The 21,184-nt window shown below is 43.8% G+C and carries 19 protein-coding genes; 13 read left to right on the top strand and 6 right to left on the bottom strand.

From position 1 onward, the window contains the following. Positions 1 to 207 precede the first annotated feature (207 nt). The 8 genes from CDG60_RS18480 to CDG60_RS16420 are packed head-to-tail and all read left to right on the top strand — an operon-like array spanning position 208 to position 8,013. The gene (locus CDG60_RS18480) at positions 208 to 435 is read left to right on the top strand and encodes a pilus assembly FimT family protein (RefSeq protein WP_227542894.1); all 228 of its coding nucleotides are present in this window, start codon (positions 208 to 210) and stop codon (positions 433 to 435) included. Next, entirely contained in the window at positions 401 to 706 is a 306-nt protein-coding gene (locus tag CDG60_RS18475) for a hypothetical protein (protein WP_227542893.1), read from the top strand. Before CDG60_RS18480 ends, CDG60_RS18475 begins: the two co-directional genes overlap by 35 nt. Further along, a complete protein-coding gene (gene pilV, locus CDG60_RS16445) occupies positions 703 to 1,212 on the top strand; it encodes a type IV pilus modification protein PilV (RefSeq protein ID WP_171405468.1) in 510 nt (169 codons plus the stop codon). Before CDG60_RS18475 ends, pilV begins: the two co-directional genes overlap by 4 nt. A 1-nt stretch (position 1,213) precedes the next feature. Further along, positions 1,214 to 2,308: a PilW family protein gene (locus tag CDG60_RS16440; protein ID WP_087512176.1), complete on the top strand. Its 1,095-nt coding sequence runs from the start codon at positions 1,214 to 1,216 to the stop codon at positions 2,306 to 2,308. Then, positions 2,305 to 3,087, top strand: a complete 783-nt coding sequence (locus tag CDG60_RS16435; protein ID WP_087512177.1) for a pilus assembly PilX family protein — start codon at positions 2,305 to 2,307, stop codon at positions 3,085 to 3,087. The genes CDG60_RS16440 and CDG60_RS16435 overlap by 4 nt, the downstream gene beginning before the upstream one ends. A gap of 11 nt (positions 3,088 to 3,098) precedes the next feature. Further along, positions 3,099 to 7,061, top strand: coding sequence for a pilus assembly protein (locus CDG60_RS16430; RefSeq protein WP_087512178.1), 3,963 nt, complete (start codon positions 3,099 to 3,101; stop codon positions 7,059 to 7,061). Between the two features lie 11 nt (positions 7,062 to 7,072). Continuing rightward, positions 7,073 to 7,534: a type IV pilin protein gene (locus CDG60_RS16425; RefSeq protein ID WP_319922611.1), complete on the top strand. Its 462-nt coding sequence runs from the start codon at positions 7,073 to 7,075 to the stop codon at positions 7,532 to 7,534. Further along, complete coding sequence (locus CDG60_RS16420) at positions 7,528 to 8,013, top strand: type IV pilin protein (RefSeq protein WP_087512179.1); 486 nt, start codon at positions 7,528 to 7,530, stop codon at positions 8,011 to 8,013. The genes CDG60_RS16425 and CDG60_RS16420 overlap by 7 nt, the downstream gene beginning before the upstream one ends. Before the next feature lie 48 nt (positions 8,014 to 8,061). Here CDG60_RS16420 and CDG60_RS16415 read toward each other — a convergent pair whose 3' ends face one another. The 3 genes from CDG60_RS16415 to CDG60_RS16405 all read right to left on the bottom strand — a co-directional run bounded on the left by CDG60_RS16415 (position 8,062) and on the right by CDG60_RS16405 (position 11,561). Continuing rightward, positions 8,062 to 9,039, bottom strand: a complete 978-nt coding sequence (locus CDG60_RS16415; RefSeq protein WP_087512180.1) for a lipase family alpha/beta hydrolase — start codon at positions 9,037 to 9,039, stop codon at positions 8,062 to 8,064. 184 nt (positions 9,040 to 9,223) lie between these two features. Next, positions 9,224 to 10,207, bottom strand: coding sequence for an esterase/lipase family protein (locus CDG60_RS16410; protein ID WP_087512181.1), 984 nt, complete (start codon positions 10,205 to 10,207; stop codon positions 9,224 to 9,226). Between the two features lie 328 nt (positions 10,208 to 10,535). Further along, entirely contained in the window at positions 10,536 to 11,561 is a 1,026-nt protein-coding gene (locus tag CDG60_RS16405; RefSeq protein WP_087512182.1) for a lipase secretion chaperone, read from the bottom strand. A 143-nt stretch (positions 11,562 to 11,704) separates the two neighbouring features. On the opposite strand from CDG60_RS16405, the gene truB reads away from it, so the two are divergent. Both truB and CDG60_RS16395 read left to right on the top strand, forming a co-directional pair. Continuing rightward, entirely contained in the window at positions 11,705 to 12,610 is a 906-nt protein-coding gene (truB, locus tag CDG60_RS16400) for a tRNA pseudouridine(55) synthase TruB (RefSeq protein WP_087512211.1), read from the top strand. A gap of 40 nt (positions 12,611 to 12,650) precedes the next feature. Next, on the top strand, positions 12,651 to 13,421 hold the full coding sequence (locus CDG60_RS16395) for a sulfite exporter TauE/SafE family protein (protein WP_087512183.1): 771 nt from the start codon (positions 12,651 to 12,653) through the stop codon (positions 13,419 to 13,421). A gap of 76 nt (positions 13,422 to 13,497) precedes the next feature. On the opposite strand, the gene CDG60_RS16390 is transcribed toward CDG60_RS16395, so the two are convergent. Next, the gene (locus tag CDG60_RS16390; protein ID WP_087512184.1) at positions 13,498 to 14,364 is read right to left on the bottom strand and encodes an EamA family transporter; all 867 of its coding nucleotides are present in this window, start codon (positions 14,362 to 14,364) and stop codon (positions 13,498 to 13,500) included. A 221-nt stretch (positions 14,365 to 14,585) separates the two neighbouring features. On the opposite strand from CDG60_RS16390, the gene CDG60_RS16385 reads away from it, so the two are divergent. Beyond that, on the top strand, positions 14,586 to 16,406 hold the full coding sequence (locus tag CDG60_RS16385; RefSeq protein WP_087512185.1) for a hypothetical protein: 1,821 nt from the start codon (positions 14,586 to 14,588) through the stop codon (positions 16,404 to 16,406). A 27-nt stretch (positions 16,407 to 16,433) separates the two neighbouring features. On the opposite strand, the gene CDG60_RS16380 is transcribed toward CDG60_RS16385, so the two are convergent. Then, complete coding sequence (locus tag CDG60_RS16380; RefSeq protein ID WP_087512186.1) at positions 16,434 to 17,321, bottom strand: EamA family transporter; 888 nt, start codon at positions 17,319 to 17,321, stop codon at positions 16,434 to 16,436. A gap of 326 nt (positions 17,322 to 17,647) precedes the next feature. Further along, a complete protein-coding gene (serA, locus tag CDG60_RS16375) occupies positions 17,648 to 18,880 on the bottom strand; it encodes a phosphoglycerate dehydrogenase (protein ID WP_087512187.1) in 1,233 nt (410 codons plus the stop codon). Between the two features lie 377 nt (positions 18,881 to 19,257). On the opposite strand from serA, the gene CDG60_RS16365 reads away from it, so the two are divergent. Together CDG60_RS16365 and CDG60_RS16360 are read left to right on the top strand one after the other, a co-directional pair. Then, positions 19,258 to 20,667, top strand: a complete 1,410-nt coding sequence (locus CDG60_RS16365) for a D-2-hydroxyglutarate dehydrogenase (protein ID WP_087512189.1) — start codon at positions 19,258 to 19,260, stop codon at positions 20,665 to 20,667. Between the two features lie 90 nt (positions 20,668 to 20,757). Next, on the top strand, positions 20,758 to 21,132 hold the full coding sequence (locus CDG60_RS16360) for a hypothetical protein (protein WP_087512212.1): 375 nt from the start codon (positions 20,758 to 20,760) through the stop codon (positions 21,130 to 21,132). The last annotated feature ends 52 nt before the right edge of the window (positions 21,133 to 21,184 follow it).

The following is a 21,184-nucleotide window of genomic DNA, read 5'->3' as shown; positions in this document are numbered from 1 at the left end:
TGTAAGAATTTCTATTTTAATTTATACATTAAAAACAATGTAGTCCCTTATAGTATACAGACGTCCTGTTTTTATTTGTTATATATAATAAAAATATATAAAATTAATGAGATTAAAAAACTATCAAAAAAACATTAAGGTTCATGTAAATTGATTTTTTATTTGTTAGTTATTTTTATTATTTGCATTGATTGAATGCATTTTGGGGTGTTAGTTAAGCAAAATCAGGGCTTCACGCTGATTGAACTCATGGTCACAGTTGCAGTGCTTGCCATCATTGTCATGGCGGCAGCCCCTTCTTTTGGTGACATGATGGAACGGCAGCAGCTAAACAGCAGTACACAGAACCTGGTTGGCATACTGAGTCAGGCCAGAGCGCAGGCAACACTGATCAGAAGTGATGTTCAGGTCGAAATTCTGTCATTCTCAGAATGAATTAAATAAAAAATATCAGTCCGTTCAGGCAGACGCTGCTCAGAAAAAAGCACTGGAAGAAAAAAGGCTGTTTCTTTGGGGGCCGGAAGCAAAGGCGGTGCTGAAGAAGGATATTTCTCCCATTACTTTTGAAATGAACGGTACGGTTAAAGGTGCAACTGTCGATACAGCCATCATGATCTGTAATAAAGCGCAGGGTAAAAAGTCCATGACCGTCAGCATTTCCAGAATGGGGCTTATTCAGCCTGTGACCAATGGGGAGTGTTCATGAAGATGCTAAATAATCAAAAAGGGGTAGGACTGGTTGAAGTGCTGGTGTCTTTACTGATTCTGGCATTGGGCATTATGGGGTTTGCAGCACTGCAATACAGAGCGATGGAAGCGACCTCAGAAAGCAGTGCACGGGTGGAAGCAATCAATCTTGCGCGGGGTTTTGCAGAAAGACTTCGGGTGAACCGAGGGGCAATTGAAACCTATAAAACTGAACTGAAAAAAGCAACAGATCAGCAGACATCATCAAAAATCTGTAGCAAAGAAATGTGCAGCGCAGCAGAAATGGCTGATTTTGATGTGGCACAACTGACTCTGAAAGCGGCTGTACGGGGAATGTCTGTCAACCTGGAAAACTGCCAGGGAAATTCAGATGACCGCAGCTGTATTTATATTGCATGGGGTGATACAGCACCGACCAATGGCGATGCCAATGGTGAGGGGAACTGCACAACCAGTACGGCTTATGACCCATCATCGACCTGCCTGATTATGGAGGTGTACTGAGATGAAGTCACAGCAAGGTTTTACGCTGATTGAACTGATGATTGCACTTGCACTGGGACTCGTGGTGACAGCAGCCGCAATGTTACTTTTTCTGACCGCTCAGAAAAGCTATTCCTTACAGAAAGGGATGGGAAATCTCCAGGATAATGCAAATTTTGGTTTAAATCTGATTACTAAAGACATTCGGTTATCCAATCTGAATACCTTTTCATCTGCCATGAATGACGAAACTTCACATGGCGGAATTGTGCTGACTTCATCTGTCAATGCCACTAAAACTGTAGTGACGGCACCTGAAGTCGCAGAGCCGTTAAGCAATCTCTATAAGACGATTAAAGGGGTGACTGCAGATACGAAATTATTATCCAGCTCAGCTTTACATACTTCCAATGTCAGTTGTGTGGCTGCAACGGACAGCAATGTTCAGGCAGCCAATACCTGTAAAGCAGGTGCGGTGCTGCAAAGTGATCAGCTCACGGTGCAGTATAAGCCTCAGTATGTCAAAGATGGCGAAAACTGGTTTGGTGGTTATGACTGTGAAGGGGTGAAAATAGAATTCCCTGTGAAGTCTGGAACAACAGTTAATCCTTTGCGGATGATTGTACAGCGCTATTTCCTGGTGGTGGATGATTCCGTGGATCAGAATGAATCCAATGAACCCCTGGCTTTAGCCTGTGAGGCAGGCTGGTACAGTGAGACGGGTTCACCGGAAAAAATTTCCAGGTTTGACAGCAAAACCTATGGACAGTTTGCCGATAAAGATCCGCAGATCATTATGAAACGTGTGGATCATTTCAGAGTTCTGCTGGAAGTTCAGGCTGAAAACCAGCTCCGCTATATTTCTGTTGCAGATTATATGGCAACACAGGCAGGAACCCGACCACGGATTCTGGCGGTTCAGATTGGGGCTTTAATGCGCTCAGCACAGACGGTCGGAAGCGATGCTGTTTATAAGGCAGATCAGCAGTTTACTGTGCTGGATCAGACTGTAGTGGTGAAGAAGTCTGAAAAAAATCAGCAGGTAAAATATGTCAGACAGGTGGTGACACAGACTGTGGCGTTGCGTAATACGTTTGGGGAAAGGGGAGCACAATGAGAAATTATCAATCGGGTGCGACCCTGATTATTGTGCTGGTATTACTGGTGGCGATTACCATTGTAGGTACCCTGGCCATACGTCAAAGCCAGGTCGGACTGAATATTGCCACCAACAGTCAGGCACAGCAACTGATGCTGCAGAACTCCGATGCTGCATTTTTCAATGTGGAGCAGGAAGACAATATTATTCAGAGCCTGTCCAGCAGTGGTATTTTTGGTTATATAGACGGGGCAGCAAATAAAGACAAGGAACTTGTGTTCTGCTATCGCGGTGTTTTACCTAAAGATAATTCAACGCTGAAAACGCCATTTTTTGATATTTCCCGTGCCAGCATTATGGCGTGGAATGCTCCAGATAAATCTCCAAAAAACAACAGTCTTGGTACAGATGGGTATTGCAGTACCAGTACTGTCAGCGAAAATTTTTTCACCAGTGGGCGCAAGGCTGTCATGACCCAGGTTGCGGTTAAATTCAGTACCGAAGCACAGAATGATCCTTTTTACGGTCAGATTCTGGGGACGGATGACAACACTGTAAAACTGCAGCGCAGTAAGCCGGTCAAGGTATTTGCAGTATCCATTATGCCGGGTCTGACCACAGTTGAAAGCAGCAAAATAGATACCTGCTTCAGTTCTCATATGAATGATCCAACCATTCCTGATGGCGTCAGTCCTGAAGGTGACAGTGAGGACAGTGTTACGCGCTGTCTTGAAAAATTGAGTGTGCCGTTTCAGTCCAGTGTTACTGAGTATGTGATTGCACAGGACTTTGTTTAAGGGGCGGAAGAATGAAAAAGATATCTGAAAAAATGAAAAATAACTGGCGCAAGCAGGTTCTGGCAGTGAATATTGCTGCTCTGAGTACAGTCGTGTTAAGCAGCAGTGTGACACAGGCAAGTGATATTGAGATCTATCAGGAAGCTAAATCGGGTCAGGTTACCCTGATGTTTATGCTGGATATTTCGGGGAGTATGAGTCGTTATAACAGCGATAGATCAGGATATGCATGTGATTTACCCGCAGGTGTTTCAGATCTGGGGCGCGACAGAGCAACAGAATCCCCAATTACAGGTGGTCCAAGTTATCAGCGTGCATGGTGTCGAGCAATAGGTTCTGACCGTATTTATAAATTCCGTTCTTATAAAAGTGGTCGGACAACGTACTATCAGACTTGCCAGAATCCTCAGGCGGACTATGATAAATGTAACTGGTTAACTGCCACAACCAATAAAAATAAAGAAATTAATAGTCTCACTCCTGAACGTGATGGGAGTTATACCTACTATTACAGCAGCTCGGAAGTCCGTTTCTATGACAGAATTACCCGTCTTAAAGACGGTATGATGGATCTGTTATATGGCAACTCTGATAAAGGTATTACTCGGATCAGTGATGATAAGGTGATTGGACTTTCAACACTGGGCGCGACATCAGGAAACAGTTCTGTGAATACCGGTGCGGTACTTGTTCCTGCAAGACGTCTTGATGCGGAAGTGGGGAATTCCACACAGCGTCAGATCCTGATTGATACTATTAAAGGTTTCAGTATCTGGACGAACACACCGACTGCTCGCTCCTATGCAGAGACTGTGGCATATCTGATGGGGAGAACGACCTCAGAAGTTAAAAGTGTCAAAAATTATATTCGCTACGTGAAATTTACATGGTCTGGAAGTCGTTATACACAGAAATGTATAAATAATAATTCATGGGATTCAAGTCAGTGTAATACATGGGAGTGGGATTACTCCGACCCTTCAACAGATGGTATGGAAGAAAGATCATGCTCTGTAATCAGTGGTGGTTCAAACCAGAAGTGTTATTACTACACGGGTGATCTGTATGTGGAAACTACAGGAAGTGGTTTTAAATATTCAAGTGAGCTGACTAAAAATACACAGGGAACTCTTTATGTACCGCCTTCATCTTTAACCCAGGATGATGGTGTGAAAAAATGCAGCGGACAGGGTATTTATGTTCTGACTGATGGTGATCCGACGCAGGACAGTGATTCACAGGCATTGATGAAAGCGGCTTTGGGATATAAAGGAGGTAGTTTCAGTTGTGATGGTTCTTCTTATAATTGTGTGCACAACCTGACAAAATCATTGCTTGATACATCTAAAAATCCAATGAGTCTTGAGTTTAAGACAGCTGTGGTCGGCTTCGGTAATGATTTTAACAATGTGGACTCATATGATCCGAATAAGTCATATGAAGATAATCTGGCACCTTTTTTAGATCGTAATGGAAACATGAAGTCAGATCTGACGAATGTTCAGAAAGCTGCTTATTGGGGAATTATTGGACGTGGTGGCTGGTACTCCGGTTCAAGTTCGCAGGATGTTGTGGAAAGTGTTAATAATTTCATTAACAGCCTGAATACAGAAATTCCTTCTGTGACTACGGGTTCACCAACGATTCCTAAAGATGCACTGAATCCTGCTGTACTTCAGGATGATGCATATTATCAACAGTTCCAGCCAACACCAGATAAAAGTTACCGGCTCTGGGTTGGTAATATGAAAAAATATCTGGTGGATGATAATGGCATTCTGAAAGGTAAGGATGGTAATAAGATTATTGATGAAAAAGGAAAGATCATTGATAACTATGACTATTGGTCATTTGCAGTCGACCCTGCAAAAAAAGATCAGGATTCAAATACACCAGGCAGTACAAAATTTGCCTTACAGGGTGGAGCATGGTCACAGCTGTCGCTCAGAACCGAAACACCTGCTGATCTGACAAGTAAAGTACAGCGGAAACTGTTTACAGATCGTATGTATCAAAGTGGCTCAGGTTCAACTGCTTTGTTTGGACCCGATACAGACTTCAGTTTGCGTCAGGTTAAGCCTTCGGATATGACGGATAATGATTATAAAAATGATCAGAATCGTGGTTATCTGATGGCATTGCTTGGTTATACCGTAGATGCAGCTAATCCAAATGCCACCGATCTGACTAAGGCTGCTGAACAGCGTCAGATCGGTGCGGTCATGCATTCTCAGCCAATTCTGCTGACCAATAAAGGGAAGCTGAAATTCAATACCACAACTAAAATCATGGAGTCTGAAAACAGGCAGGATTATGTCCTGTTTGGTACGACTCAAGGTTTACTGCATGTTGTGGATGCAAAAACAGGCAAAGAAAAATTTGCATTTGTACCTAATGAAATGGTTGAAAAACAGCGTGATGCTTTCCTGAAACCAGAAACAACCAGTGGTGGTCTGAATAAACTGTTCTATGGTGTGGATGGTCCGTGGACGGCTTATACCGAATATGTGATTGATGGCAGTGGTAATCTGACTGTTGGGAAAGGGAAAGGTGAGTCTGGAAAAGAACCACAGGGCGTACAGATGGTCTATGGCGGTCTGCGTATGGGTGGTCGCAGTTATTATGCGCTTGACCTGCGGGATATGGATAAACCTGAGCTGAAGTTCCATATCAATCCGGATGCAGCAGGTTCTGGTACACCATTAAGCTATATGGGACAAAGCTGGTCCAAGCCAACGATTGCATTTGTGAACTGGGGTGGAAAACGTACCCGGGTAATGTTTGTTGGTGGTGGTTATGATATGGGCTATGAAGATGCTGATTATAACCAGGACAATAAAAAAGGCGCTGGTGTGTATATGTTCAGTGCCGATGACAGCAAAGATAAAAATGGTAATGCCATCAAAGCAGGTCAACTGCTGTGGTGGGGCAGTGCCAATGCTTCGGACAGCAGTGCAGCTACAGACAGTGGGACAATTGGCAGTAACCATGCGGAAATGAAATACAGTGTGGTCAGTGAAATCCGTAGTGTGGATCGTGATGGTGATGATCTGACGGACCATATTTATTTTGGGGATCTGGGTGGACAGATCTTCAGAGTCGATTTTGATAACAGCCAGAGCGTTCTGGGCAGTATCGTGAAAAAACCAGTGCGTATTTTCAATGGGCATCTGGATGGTGGCAAGAGCCCGCGTTTTTACGATATGCCAGCATTTTCTCTATACAGCCATAATGGTTCTATTTTTGCGGCTGTTTCTCAGGGAAGCGGGAACCGCAGTAAGCCGTTATTTGCAAATGACAATTACAGCTTTGACGCGATCTATAATATTTATGATAAAGATGTTGCCCGTAAGGATCTGTACACAGCCAGTTCATGGAACACCAAAGACATCCGACCTGACAATGTCAATGGTCTGCGCCTGATCAGTGATGCAGCGCGTCAGGATAACAGTACCCTGGTTGCCCCTGCAGGCAGTAATGGCTGGTATTACGAGTTTAAGGACTGTGTGAAAGGTTTTGGTAAGTGTGAGAGTTACACCAAACAGTCTGAAAAAGTGTTCGGTACGCCGGTTGCACTGAATAAAAAACTGTTTGTTTCCACTTTTGATGCCAGTAAGGATGGTCTGTCTGGCGACTGCGGTGCAGGTGTGAAAGGTGCGAGTCTGATGACGACCTTCTGTTTGCCTTATGGTCAGTGTGCAGCAGATGACCCGACAGGCAGAGGGCATTCGATGATTGGACCGGGTATTCACACGATTACTGTGGGGAATGACAAAAAAAACGGTAATGGCTCTGGTGGTGGATCAGGCGGCGGATCAGGCGGTGGCAATTCTCAGGAAGATCAGACCAGTGCATCCAACTACTGTATCAGCACTGGTGGGCGTATGACTATTACCATCAGTGGGGGAACCAGTACGGGTGAGCAGACACGGATGTGCCTGATTCCACAGCGCTGGTATGAAAAACTCAGATAAGGGAGCCAGTGATGCAGAATCATATGAAATTTTTGCAGAAGGGTTTTACCCTGATTGAACTCATGGTAGTGGTTGTCATTCTTGCTATATTTGCTGCAATTGCTGTTCCCAGTTATCAGGCTTATGTCAAACGGGCACATATGTCACAGGCACAGCAGGAAGTTCAGCGGCTGGCGGCAGAACTTGAGCGGTGGAAATCCCGTAATTTTAATTATCAGGGTTTTGATCTGGCAGTCGGTACCGTGCCGCACTACACGTTTGACGTCAGAGACGGTGCTGATTTTTCCATTAAGCTCAATGAAAAAGATGGTAATGATCTGTATAAGGCATCAGGGCAAAGCTGGATTATTCGGGCAACAGTTGCATCTGATCAGTCGGGTATGGACAGTTATGTGCTCTCAAATACAGGGCTGCGCTGTAAAAAGCAGGGCAGCTCCATTGCTTCAGACTGTAAGGGAGCTGAGACATGGTAAGCCGAATAAGAGGATTTACACTGCTTGAGCTGATGATTGTTGTGGCAATTATTGGAATACTGGCTGCCATAGCCTATCCGTCTTACAGAGAATATGTACGACAGACACATCGTGCAGAAATGCAAACTGGTTTACAGCAGATGGCTGCTCAGATTCAGAAATATAAAATTTCAAATTTTAAAGTGCAAGGTGCTTCTGCATCAGACCTTGGAGTCACTGAAAATTATCCTGTAAATGGTGATGTACTGTATACCGTCGAGCTGGGATGGCTCAACAGTGCAGGAACACTGGAAAAAACAGCGACACTGGGCTCAGAGAAGTGGGTGCTGATAGCCACACCGGTTACGACTGCGGGACAGTATATGGATGGACATCTGGTACTGAACTTCCGTGGTGAACGCTGCTGGGAAAAAGCTTCAGATAAGGGTGGTGGTCAGGCATGTACACCAACGGCTTCTTCCAGCTGGAACAGTCGCTGATCTGCAATAAAAAATGCGCCACAAGGGGCGCATTTTTTATGTCCGGACTTAAAGTCCCTGGAGTTTCAGACGGTTGGCTTGCTGACGGTAAACAGAAACCGGATCTGGTGCAAAAATATTACGTAAGCCCAGTACCTGATTGACCTCATCCAGGTGGTTCCAGTAATAATTATCACGGATGGTTTTTCCGAACCGAGCGCTGCATCGTGGAACCAGACCGTCATTATCACCTTTGTTATTGATAATAAGACTGGTTGCCAGCATGGCAGAATCAGGATCGAGTAAATTGGTTACAGGGGTGTTACCCGTAAAGGAATAAAAATAAATTCCTTTTTCTTTATATGCGCCTTCTCCACAGGCTGTGGTCGGCACACCCATTGGAAATTTAGCATTGAATTTTGCAGACCCAGCAGCAGTCAGACTGTTGGCACCCGCCAGTGAGTCATGCGGATAGCTTTTTGGATCCAGTCCCTGAGCCCAGACGATTGCCTGAGAAAGGAAATTGACGATGGTAACCAGCGGCTTTTCCAGTACGGGTGCGGCATCACGGATATTTAAAATAAAATCAGCAACGGGCGAACCTTTATTTGGTGAACCAATTGCGGTCAGTGAAGCAACCTTATCCGGCATGATTCCGGCAACATAACGGATGGTTGGTCCGCCGTGTGAATGCCCCAGCAGATTCACTTTAGGAGCACCCGTCAGTGCCAGCACTTCCTCTACCTGCTGAGCCAGCTGCTCACCACGGATTTCTGAAGAATTGAAAGGAGAGACACGTGTCGCCCATACATTGGCACCGTTACGTGTAAGGTCGGGAAGAATCTGGTACCAGTAATCCAGTCCCAGTGCATCATTGCCCAAACGGATAAATCCAGACATCCCGTGGCTGAAAACAAGGGGATATTTGGTCTGAGCATAATTTGAAGTGACACGGGAAGCCTCAATTTTCTGAGGTGATGTGACGGCATGTGTGCTGGTGACAGCAGCTGCACTGAGTGTGGCTGCCATTAATAATCCATATTTCATTTGTATATAATCCTCATTGTTCTTTTCGTTTTTATCTGACAATCGGACATGTCAAAAAAAATTATAGGAATTTATTTGTATGTTTTGTGAACTATTCGACAAATGGTTAAAGGAAATGTAAACAATAATGAAACAGGTATTTTTAAAATAAAATTCCCCGCACGGTGGCGGGGAGTTTTCAGTATCAGAGTCCCTGAAGTTTCAGGCGGTTTGCATGCTGTCTGAATAAGGCAACAGGATCTGGAGCGAACAGCCCCTTAAGCCCAAACATCATATTGGCAAGATCGGTGTGGTTTAAGTTGTAATTATCACGGATGACCTGACCGATATGCGAACTGCAGCGGGCAACCATACCGTCATTGTCTTTGTTTCCATAAGATAAAGGTCCCAGCTGCATTAAAATGGTGTCTATATCCAGCAGGTTGGTGGTCTGAGCTGTACCACCCCAGGAATAATAGTAGATGCCCTGATCCACTTTTGAACCACTGCTGTTACAGTTTGCTGCCAGGGCTGTGGTCGGAAAGCGTTTATTGAAATTTGCAGATTCAGTTTCAGTCAGAGACTTCATAGAGCCATCAAAATCAAAAGGCATATCTTTTTGCCCCTGCGCCCATGAAATCAAGGGTGCAACAATATAATCCCCAAGAATATTAAAGAATGTACGGGAACCTGTGTTGCTCTGAATATCATCGGCAACTTTTGAACCACGGAATGTCCCCCCGACACCGGTTACAGATGCAACATACTGAGGTTTGACCGCAGCAACATAACGAACCGTTGGACCGCCGTGTGAATGCCCGACCAGATTGACTTTATTTTTCCCTGTAATGGCAATCACATCTTCGACCTGGGCAATGAGCTGTTCACCACGGAATTCAGTGGTATGGGCAGGAGACAGCTGGGCTGCAAATACGGTCGCGCCATTGCGAGCCATGTCGGGCAGTATCTGATACCAGTAATCAATATTGAAACTCTCGTTGCCAATACGTGACCAGCCTAACCAGCCGTGGGTCATGATGATGGGATATTTGGTACGGGAATAATCAGATTTAGCTGTTTCCTTGATCTGCAATACAGCCGGAGCTGCCTGTACAGTTGAGCTGAGTCCGATACTTGCTGCGGTCATCAGAGATAACAGGACAGCATTTTTCCTTAGACTGGAATTCATGATAAATGATCCTTTTTTATACATTGTTGTTATTACATTCAGCGTTCAGCTGAACTGAGCGATAGCGATGAAAAAGCAGGCAGTTTCCATTTCACTGTTTCGTCGCATTCATTTTGTTTTTGTTTTGTTGCTCAAGCATTTTTCCACTAAAAAAGATTGATGCCATATCATTTCAGGACAACAGAAAACAAAAAAAGTAATCAGAACAGCGAACTGCATCTGAATAAAAAATATACAAATGTCCTTTAGTGACACAGTTGGAATAATCATGAAAAAACCACCACAGCCTGGACCGGGTGGTTTCAATCAGATGAAAATGGTGAGTGAGTTAATCCGCAAAGGGTAATCTTTGCCCCTGATCATGGACGCTTTCAAAAGTTTCAGCACGCAGCTGATCCTGCTTTGAGCTGAAGCGTTGTGTACGTAACTGGTCAATCGCTTGCTGTTTGGCAGAGTCGCTCATACCACTGTTCAGGATACTGTCTCTTTCACTGAGGTAACTGTTGATATTATTTTTCCACTGACCCCGCTGAACATCCAGTGTTTCCAGTCGGGCAGTGGCTTCAGCTCCGACCAGACTGGTGCGCATCTGATGCAGTTCTTCAGCTGATCCCCCACGGGCTTTAATGTCGGCAGTCAGTTTGCGCAGATCTTCCAGTTTATTCAGCTGTTCCAGGTTTTCTTTCCAGTCCTCGGGTAAATCATCAAAAAGTGCTTTCAGTTTTTTGGCTTTTTCCGATTCGGACAGTTTTTTATCTGCCAGAACTTTCATGCGCTCAATGGTGTAGTCATTATAAATATCTTCAGTACCAAACAGACCTTCAATTTCATAAGCTGAAAAGAACTGCTTTCTCAGATTTTTCATATCATTGAAGATTGCAGCATAGTATCCAGGTTCTTCCTGGCTGCCGCCTGGGGATTTGAGCGTACCCAGCTGCTGTCTGTATTGCAGATAACGGTTCCACAAATCAATAATCTGCCCCAGGGCAGGTTCTTTGTAGCTTTTTTCTATATATGCTTTGAAACTCTGCTGGATCTGATCCATATTTTTTTCACCCATCTGGGTAATGAAATATTCAAAACAGTCCCGCGTTTGCTCATTTACAATCAGCCTGTTGCCCGCATCGAGCTGCATCTGACAGTTCACCTCAGTGTCCTGCTGGCTTTTACTGCTGAAAGGATCGGTCTGTGCAGAAGAAGCAGCCTGTTCTTCAGTCTGCTGAAGCAGATTCTGTTCGGAAGGGGGACTGTTCTGCTCTGTCCCTGTTGATGATGATGGTGCCAGCCAGTAGATCAGAGCGCCCGTTGCAATGACAGCAATGATCAGTAATATCCATAATTTATTTTTTTGCATTCCTGCATACCTGTGGGATGTTTTTATTGTTTGAATTCAGCGCTTTTAAATATGCCATAAATTATCAGAGCTGTTAGCGAAAAGTTGTAAATACAGCAGGCACATTGTTACCATTGCACAGTCCGATTCTGTCAGCTTTTTATATGAAACAATCTTCATCCCGTATCCAGCGCCGCCATCTCAGTGGTGTTTTTTTACTGAACAAACCTTTAGGTATTAGCTCCAATGCAGCACTGCAACGGGTTCGCTGGTTGTTCAGAGCACAGAAAGCAGGACATACCGGTGCGCTTGATCCACTGGCTTCTGGTCTTTTACCTGTCTGTCTGGGAGAAGCAACCAAGTTTTCTCATTATCTGCTGGAATCCACCAAACGCTATCAGACCACAGTTTATCTGGGGCACAGCACCACCACAGGTGATGTTGAAGGTGAAAAATTTCAGGAAAAAGCAGTTGAAGAACTGACTGAAGAAAAAATTCAGGCGGTACTGAATGCATTTACAGGTGATATTTCACAGGTTCCACCGATGTATTCGGCACTGAAAAAAGATGGTCGTCCTTTATATGAGCTTGCGCGAAAGGGAATTGAAATTGAGCGTGAAGCCCGACCGATCACAATTGAATCCATTCAGCTGCTCGGCTTTACAGAAAACAGTATCAGCCTGGATGTGACCTGTTCAAAAGGAACCTATATCCGTGTACTTGGTGAAGATATTGCACAGGCACTGGGTACGTTTGGTCATCTCACATATCTGCACCGCATTCAGACCGGGCATTTTGAGTTGATTCAGGAGTACACCATTGAATATCTGGAAAGCCTGGATGAAGCAGAGCGTGATGCGCTGCTGTTGCCTGTTTATGCGCCGGTGGATCATTTTCTGAAAATTCAGGTTCCAGAAGGGCGTGCAGAGTTTTTCTGCCGTGGTATGGAAAGCAATATTGATCATGCGGCACAGGAACAGGTGCTGGTGTTTGATGGTGAAAAGTGTCTCGGACTTGCTGAAATTACTGACAAAAAACGGCTGGTACCAAAACGGGTTTTGAACCTATAATTTTTATTTTTGAATGAATGATAAAAAGAGGTGAGGCAGTATGGACATGGAGATTATTCTCAGCCTGATCTTTTTTGCATTCTGTGCAGGCACCATTGATGCGGCTGTGGGTGGTGGCGGATTAATTCAGATTCCGGCACTGATGGGTGCATATCCTCAGCTTGCACCAGCCACCCTGTTTGGAACCAATAAACTGGCAGCAGTGGTTGGTACAGCAACCTCAGCCTGGTCTTTTTCCAGAAAAGTGCGGTTTGAATGGAAGCTGCTGATCGTGGTGGGTATCTGTGCCATGGTCAGTGCATTTCTGGGTGCAGCCAGTGTTGCCATGATTCCCAAAAGTGTACTTCAGCCTTTTGTCCTGATCATGCTGATAGTTATGGCTGTTTATACATTAATGAAAAAACAGTTTGGTCAGATTCATACCCCTCAGAGCATCACGCCTAAAATTTTACTGCTGGCGGGAGCAGGAAGTCTTGCAATCGGTTTCTATGACGGGCTGTTTGGACCAGGAACGGGCAGCTTCTTTATCTTTTATTTTATCCGCTACTTAAGGGTGGATTTCCTGCACGCTGCCGCGCTGGCCAAAATTGGAAATGTCATGACCAACCTGGCAGCACTGAGCTTTTTTATTCCTTCGGGGCATGTGCTGCTGACCGTGGGATGTATTATGGCGGTTGCCAATATGCTCGGCTCTGTGGTCGGTGTAAAACTGGCACTGAAATACGGCAGTGGTTTTATCCGTATTCTGTTTCTGATACTGGTGTCTGTGCTGATAGTCCGACTCAGCTATCAGATGTTTTTCTCAGCCTGAGATGAGAGATTCTCTAAAATGAAAAAAAAGATGGTTTTAACCATCTTTTTTTATGCCTGAAATAACAGCAATCTGCTTACTGGGTGGGTTCAGGTTTAGCCCTGAACGTCACTCCAATCGATGCTGCCATAATGCAGACCAGCGCAATACACTGATAAAAAGTAATGTGCTCTTTGAGCAGGATCATTCCTGTGACGGCACCAATAGCAGGGGAAAGACTGGATAAAGTTCCATAACTGAGCTTACTCAGCTGTTTCAGTGCCATCAGATCCAGTGCATAAGGGATGGCAGTTGCCAGCAGTGCAATCATCAGTGCCTGTTTCCAGTACTGCGTCTGTAAAAGTGCCTCTGGGTTATGTACAGCACTGACTGGAAGCATCACCATCGCAGACAGCACAATGGCAATGGTCAGGGCATGCATACCGATATTCTGGCGAACCACTTTCTGCCCAAAATAAATATAGAATGCCCAGCAGACACCGGCACCAATTGCAAAAGCAGCACCGAGCCATGAAAAATTATGTGCGGTTGCATCCTGCCACGGGATCATCAGCGCAATGCCCATGACGGCAAGAAATACCCATATATAGTCGCTTTTCTGTTTTATGGATAAAAAAGCAAGGGTTAATGGCCCTAAGAACTCCAGTCCAACGGCAATTCCCTGAGGTAATTTTCCTAAGGAGGCATAAAACAGAACATTCATCAGGCAGACAGAGCCACTGTAAAACAGAAGATCTTTCCATTTTAAATAGGGCAGACGCTTAATGATTTTCCAGGATCGGAACATCAGGAAAATCAGAATGGATGCAAAACAGAGCCTTAAGGTCACTACTGTAAGTGGGTCGAGTACTTCAAACAGTTGTTTGGCAAATGATGCACTGATCTGGTATGCAATCATGGACATAACCATGTAAAACACAGCAGTAATTTGAGTATTTGGCATGATGCACACTGACAGCCGCAGGCGGTGTATTTTCTGAAATGAGTCAGTGAATTATAACAGTGAATCTGGAAATAATAGATGTTATGAAAAAATGGGAAATGCTATCTCATTTATAGATAATATATTAATCACGGTAAAAATAATTCTAATTTGTTATTGAAATTCAAAAACATAATAATAAGCGTGCGTTTTTGCGCACATTAAAACTGGGGACAATAATAATGATTGATTTATCAATTAAATTTAAGCAGATCAGTTTGGTCTGTATGCTTGGGGCATCACTGGCGGGCTGCGGAGGTTCAGACAGTGACAGTAATTCACAGAATAACTCTGCTACAGAAGAAGCGACTGTTTCCAAAGCTGTTTCAGCACTGGTACAGACAGCTACAGGTACTGCGCTTGAAGGTGCTGAAATCAGTATTGCTGGGCAGATATTAAAAACTGATGCAAACGGTAAGATTATTTCGACAGTCAGGATTCCTCAATCGGCAAAATCAGTCATCGTCACCTTTAAAAAAGCAGGCTTTATTACTCAGTCTGTTGAGCTGAAAGTTGAAGATCTCGCTCAGTTAACGGCAAATTTATTACCGGTTAAACAGACACTGACTGTGGCTAAAATTGAAGATGAGCAGGTGATTCAGGCTGCGTTTATGAATGCACAGATCAGTATTCCTGCAAACGCTTTTGTGATTGAAGGTACAACTCAGGCAGCGACAGGTCAGGTGACTGTTGAATTTACCCCGTGGGATATTACCGGCAGTGATCTGAATGCTATGCCAGCCAACGGTGTTGCAGTAGATGCTCAGGGCAATCCGGCATTACTGATCAGTGCAGGGATGATTACCGCAACATTCACAAACAGCGCCGGTCAGAAATTACAGTTAAAGCAGGGTGTAAGTGCTGATATTCAGATGGATTTACCTCTGACCAGTATTAATAATCAGGCGATGACGGTGGGTACATCCATTCCAATGTGGTACTTCGACCCGAAAACAGGAAAATGGAAGGAAGAAGGAACACCAGGTACAGTAATCAGCTCAGTAACCTCGCCAACGGGGCTTGCTGTACATGCAACCGTAACGCACTTTTCCACGTGGAACTGGGACTTCAAATTTGAAAACCCTGGTGAGGTCAATGTGAAATGTAAGTCAGCAGCGACTTATGTCCCGTGTCATATTACCGCGAAAGTTGAGCTGAAAGACGGTTCAGGTTTAACAAAAACCAGTTCAATTCCTGCCGAAGGGGTGGATATTGTCAATATGCCAACGGAAGGTACTATTTACTGGACTGCAAAGGATACAACAGGGACATTAATCGGATCGGTAACATCTCAGTTGCCTGGCGATAAAAATGTGGTGATTGATCTGGGGACACCTGCAACCAGTAATAAAGTTTCCTGTACGCTTAAAAACGGTACGCCTGTCGCTTGCAGTGGTAAATTTACTACGACGGTAAATGGCGATGAGAAAAATGCCGAGTTTACAGCACCGGAAGAAGGTGTGAATGTTCTGACAGGTCTTAAATCTTCTAATAATACATTGGTCTGGCTTGCATATTCAGCGATTACCCTTGAGGGTGATCAGTGGGTTCGTTACAGGGGAAGTAAGGTTTCGGGACCTAAAGCTGATGTGAAAATCGTTCTGGATGATAAAGAAGTTGTTGCTGCGGATAAAGGTCTCAGTTTTTATATACAGTGTATTTATGAAACAGCTCATCCAGACTTGGTTGGCAAACCATGTAATGTGAATGTAAGTGTTGGAACAAATGATTTTGGGCAGGAAACGGAGCTTAGATTTACAGTTCCATTTAATGAGAAAAAATTAGTCAGACTTCCAAACCAGTTTGCAGGTTTTGAATGGTTGGAGGAAGGAAAAATTACCAATTTCAGAGTTACTGGTTCAATGTTGCAAGGTACATTCTGTGGGTATGCAAATGGTACGGAAGGATTTAAGCGGGATGATCCGCAGCAATTTGTAGTCTATCTGTTTAATAATGGGATTCCATCTGATAATCCAGAATACTTCTGCCAGATGCCGACTTAAAACCGTTTCAGATGAATTAAAACCACTCTAAGGAGTGGTTTTTTTATGACTGTTTCTGGCTTTCTGCGTTGTTACAGTACAGCCAATGGATGCACTGATAATCGTTGCAAGTGCAAGCCATTGAGTCCAGAGCAGTTGTTCGCCTAAAAAGATAAATCCTGAAAAGGCAGCAATTGCAGGTTCCAGGCTCATCAATGTCCCAAAACTCAAAGCAGATAAATTTCTGAGTGCAATCATTTCTAAAGAGAAAGGTAAGGCACTGGCTAATACAGCTAAAGCAATAAAATAAATCAGGTTCGATGGTTCGAAAACATGCAGCGGCATACCTGTAAATAAGGCGATTGGCATCAGGCACAACATGCCAATAAACATGCCTAAACACACTGTATGGTTACCTGAAACACCTGAGGGGCGTTGCCCTGCAATAATATACAGTGCCCAGCATGCACCTGCACCCAGTGCAAAAGCAATCCCGATCGGGTCTAAACTTTGTGAGGCTTGCTTGAAAGGAAAAAGTAAAACCAGTCCTAAGATTGCCAGTCCAACCCAGATAAAATCGAACTTCTGACGTGCATGGAATAACGCTACACTGAGTGGACCGATAAATTCAAAGGCGACTGCAATGCCTAAAGGAATCCGTGAAATGGATAAATAGAACAGGGCATTCATCCCTGCCAGAGCGATGCCGTAGGTGGCGATCGCTTTCCATTTCACCTGTTTAAAATCAGCCTGCCAGATTTTAAAAATGACAGCCAGGATTAATGATCCGAGCAGTAAACGCATCGCGGAAATCGTCAGCACAGGGAACTGATCAAACAGGATTTTAGCGAGCGCACCACTGCTTTGCATACTGATCATCGCAATGAACAGCAGAATTAAAGCTTGCAGATAAGGGGTATTTTTTAAATCGGGCATGGGTCTAAGATAAACTAAATTGAGTTCGAATACCTGAACAATAAGAAGAATATTAGAGCTCTTACATCAGCTATTTTGAATCCTAATAAATTCACAATGGAAGTTCCCTCTCATCATAGGAGAGGGTTAGGGAGAGGTTTGATTTAAAGAATACCCTCATCCTCTTGCGGAGTTTCACTCCTCATCCCAAAGGGAGAAGGAACTTTCAATGTTAATTTTATATTGATTACTTAAGGACTTAAGCAATAGGTCTATTTCAGTGAATCATGATTTAAACATAAAAAAACCACAGGCAATGACCTGTGGTTTTTTAACATCAAACTGTCTTAGAACAATACACGAACGCGGATTGTGCCTTCAACTTCATGAAGTGTATCAAGCGCTTCCTGAGATGCAGTTGCATCAACGTCCATCACCAGGTAACCCACATCACCTTTAGTCATTAAAGACTGACCAGAGATGTTGATGCCGTGTTCAGCAAACAGGTTATTGATTTTTGACAGAACGCCTGGCACGTTTTTATGAATGTGCAGTAAACGGTGTTTACCTTCAGTCAGTGGAAGTGCAATTTCCGGGAAGTTTACAGCAGATAAAGTCATACCTTTATCAGAGTAAGCAACAAATTTCTCAGCAACTTCCAGACCGATGTTCGCTTGCGCTTCCATGGTCGAACCACCCACGTGAGGAGTTAAGATCACGTTGTCTAAGCCACGAAGTGGAGAGATAAATTCTTCACCGTTTGCTTTAGGTTCTTTCGGGAATACGTCTACAGCTGCACCCGCGATATGACCTGATTTGATCGCATCTGCTAAATCTTCGATCACAACACATGTACCACGTGCAGCGTTCAGGAAGATTGAACCTTCTTTCATTTTTGCAAACTGTTCTTTTGCAAAGAAGTTTTTAGTTGAAGGAACATCAGGAACATGCAGGCTTACAACGTCTGCATTTGCAAGTAATTCATCAAGTGAACCCACCTGGCGTGCATTACCCATTGGAAGTTTAGTCACTGCATCATAATAAATAACGTGCATACCCAGGCTTTCAGCTAAAACTGAAAGTTGAGAACCGATTGAGCCGTAACCTACGATACCTAAAGTTTTACCACGGGTTTCAAATGAACCCACTGCCGATTTGTTCCAGCCACCACGGTGAGTGGAAGCAGACTTAGCAGGTACGCCACGAAGTAAAAGAATAGTTTCAGCAAGTACAAGTTCTGCAACCGAACGAGTATTTGAATAAGGTGCGTTAAATACAGGAATACCACGAATCATGGCTGCATTTAAATTCACTTGGTTGGTTCCGATACAGAAACAACCCACTGCGATCAGTTTATTCGCAGCTTCAAAGATTTCTTCAGTTAATTGTGTACGGGATCGAATACCAATGAAGTGTGCATCTTTAACCGCTTCTTTCAGCGCTTCACCCTCAAGCGCAGTTTTACGGGAATCGATATTGGTATATCCAGCTGCATTTAACGTGTCGATTGCATTCTGGTGAACGCCTTCCAACAACAAGAAACGAATTTTATCTTTTGGTAGTGAAAGATGTTGGCTCATTACGGCTCCGCTACAAAGGCCAAATTTAGTCGCAGTATGATACCATAGACACTGGTCTATAGATATTTCCATTGTGACTGTACTTATGGATATTTTTTCATCTTTTTGCTGAATTTAACTGCTGAACCGCATGCTTTGGCATTGAACAGGCATGAAAGTCTGAAAAATTCAGGGTGCTATACACAGACTGTGGATAATGTATATCGGGTCTGTACTTTATACTGTGCTTAGATACAGGTAAAATGCAGCCATACAGAACAGAAAAAATGATTTTTTCTGTGGAAATATCTGATTTTACATCGCTTTTGAAGCTATGTGAAAATACAGAACTCCGTTCATGCAACACTTAAATTATTTCTTACCAGGTCTGAAAAACGATGAATGCTCCAGTCGCTTTAACCCCAGAGTTATTGACCCAATTGACAGCTATTGTAGGTGAAAACCGTATTAAAACTGATGCGGACAGCCTGGAAAACTGGGGACGGGATCATACCAAACATTTTGATCCGAACCCATCAGTCATCGTTTTTCCTTCCAGTACTGCACAGGTTCAGGAAGTCGTAAAGCTGGCAAATCAGTTTAACGTTGCAATCACACCGTCTGGTGGTCGTACAGGTTTATCTGCGGGTGCTGTTGCTGCCAATGGCGAAATCGTGATCAGCATGGACAAAATGAACCAGATTCTGGAGTTTTTCCCCGCTGACCGTATGGTTCGTGTGCAGGCAGGTGTCGTGACTGAACAGCTTCAGAACTATGCAGAAGAACAGGGTATGTATTATCCAGTGGATTTTGCATCTTCAGGTTCATCGCAGATTGGCGGTAATATCGGTACCAATGCTGGCGGTATTAAAGTCATCAAATATGGCATGACCCGTAACTGGGTGCTTGGTCTGACTGTTGTGACCGGTAAAGGCGATGTTCTGCGTCTGAACAAAGGCATGATTAAAAATGCAACCGGCTATGCCATGCAGCACCTGTTTATTGGTGGCGAAGGCACACTGGGTCTGGTGACTGAAGCAGAAATTAAACTTGAACGTCAGCCACATGATTTACAGGTGCTGGTACTGGGTGTTCAGGACTTTGATTCGATTATGCCTGTACTGCATGCATTCCAGAAAAAAATTGATCTGACTGCATTTGAATTCTTTGGCGAACTGGCAATGCAGAAAGTACTTGACCGTGGTCATGTACAGCGTCCATTTGAAACTCAGTGCCCATTCTACGTTCTGCTTGAATTTGAAGCACCGTATGAACCGATCATGGATGCTGCGATGGAAATCTTCGAGCACTGCATGGAACAGGGCTGGGTACTTGACGGTGTAATGAGTCAGAGTCTTGAACAGGTTCAGAGCTTATGGCGTTTACGTGAAGACATTTCTGAAACGATTGCACCATTTACACCATATAAAAATGATATTTCAGTATTAATTACGCATGTTCCTGCATTTATTAAAGAAATTGATGCAATCGTGGAGCAGAACTATCCAGACTTTGAAATCTGCTGGTTCGGTCATATTGGTGACGGTAATTTACACTTAAATATTTTAAAACCTGAAAATCTGTCTAAAGATGAATTCTTTGATAAATGTAAGGTTGTAAATAAATACGTATTTGAGATCGTGAAAAAATATGACGGTTCAATTTCTGCTGAACACGGTGTAGGGATGACGAAAAAACCATACCTGGGTTATACCCGTTCTGCAGAAGAAATCGAATATATGAAAGCACTGAAAAAAGTGTTCGATCCAAACGGTATTATGAACCCTGGTAAACTGTTTGATCTATAACAGGACTTTTTACGCTACACAGTTCCAGTAGTGTAATCTGTAAAGGCATAGCATCATTGATCTATGCCTTTTTTATTGGGGGAAACCTGTATGTTATTTAAATTTTCAGTTTCAGCAGTCTGCGCAGTTCTGCTGCTGAGTGGTTGTGCAACGACGCAGAAACTTATGTCCAGTGTCGGGTCTTCAGATACACCACTTGAACAGGTGCTGAAAGCGGAACCTGAGTTGAAACAGGCGACACACAGTATTGAAATCCGTCAGGTGTTTAACCGGGTGGAAGCACCAACTGCTGCACAGGTGACTGTGGTTCAGGCAGGTTTGCTGGATGACTCTGTACGTGCAAGCCGTTCTGTTTACAGTTTTAAGCAGGTCAATGGAGACTGGAAACTGTCAGATACGCAGAAGTCGTATCAGTGCTACCGTGGTAAAAACACCAAGTCTTTCCAGACAGCAAAATGTCCTTGATGATTGTTTGATTTGTTGTTGAAATAAAAAGATAAATCCTTATAAATAGCGT

Source organism: Acinetobacter chinensis (assembly GCF_002165375.2).
Lineage (GTDB): Bacteria > Pseudomonadota > Gammaproteobacteria > Pseudomonadales > Moraxellaceae > Acinetobacter > Acinetobacter chinensis.
Note: the sequence above shows the minus strand (reverse complement) of the source record. Positions and strands in the feature narration are given on the sequence as shown.

Coding starts and splice junctions, on each gene's coding strand:
- CDG60_RS16440 (WP_087512176.1), top strand. CDS start 1,214: ATGAAGTCACAGCAAGGTTTTACGCTGATTGAACTGATGATTGCACTT.
- serA (WP_087512187.1), bottom strand. CDS start 18,880: ATGAGCCAACATCTTTCACTACCAAAAGATAAAATTCGTTTCTTGTTG.
- truB (WP_087512211.1), top strand. CDS start 11,705: ATGAAACAATCTTCATCCCGTATCCAGCGCCGCCATCTCAGTGGTGTT.
- CDG60_RS16360 (WP_087512212.1), top strand. CDS start 20,758: ATGTTATTTAAATTTTCAGTTTCAGCAGTCTGCGCAGTTCTGCTGCTG.
- CDG60_RS16420 (WP_087512179.1), top strand. CDS start 7,528: ATGGTAAGCCGAATAAGAGGATTTACACTGCTTGAGCTGATGATTGTT.
- CDG60_RS16410 (WP_087512181.1), bottom strand. CDS start 10,207: ATGAATTCCAGTCTAAGGAAAAATGCTGTCCTGTTATCTCTGATGACC.
- CDG60_RS16430 (WP_087512178.1), top strand. CDS start 3,099: ATGAAAAAGATATCTGAAAAAATGAAAAATAACTGGCGCAAGCAGGTT.
- CDG60_RS16365 (WP_087512189.1), top strand. CDS start 19,258: ATGAATGCTCCAGTCGCTTTAACCCCAGAGTTATTGACCCAATTGACA.
- CDG60_RS16405 (WP_087512182.1), bottom strand. CDS start 11,561: ATGCAAAAAAATAAATTATGGATATTACTGATCATTGCTGTCATTGCA.
- CDG60_RS16385 (WP_087512185.1), top strand. CDS start 14,586: ATGATTGATTTATCAATTAAATTTAAGCAGATCAGTTTGGTCTGTATG.
- CDG60_RS16415 (WP_087512180.1), bottom strand. CDS start 9,039: ATGAAATATGGATTATTAATGGCAGCCACACTCAGTGCAGCTGCTGTC.
- pilV (WP_171405468.1), top strand. CDS start 703: ATGAAGATGCTAAATAATCAAAAAGGGGTAGGACTGGTTGAAGTGCTG.
- CDG60_RS18475 (WP_227542893.1), top strand. CDS start 401: ATGTTCAGGTCGAAATTCTGTCATTCTCAGAATGAATTAAATAAAAAA.
- CDG60_RS16425 (WP_319922611.1), top strand. CDS start 7,073: ATGCAGAATCATATGAAATTTTTGCAGAAGGGTTTTACCCTGATTGAA.
- CDG60_RS16435 (WP_087512177.1), top strand. CDS start 2,305: ATGAGAAATTATCAATCGGGTGCGACCCTGATTATTGTGCTGGTATTA.
- CDG60_RS16380 (WP_087512186.1), bottom strand. CDS start 17,321: ATGCCCGATTTAAAAAATACCCCTTATCTGCAAGCTTTAATTCTGCTG.
- CDG60_RS16390 (WP_087512184.1), bottom strand. CDS start 14,364: ATGCCAAATACTCAAATTACTGCTGTGTTTTACATGGTTATGTCCATG.
- CDG60_RS16395 (WP_087512183.1), top strand. CDS start 12,651: ATGGACATGGAGATTATTCTCAGCCTGATCTTTTTTGCATTCTGTGCA.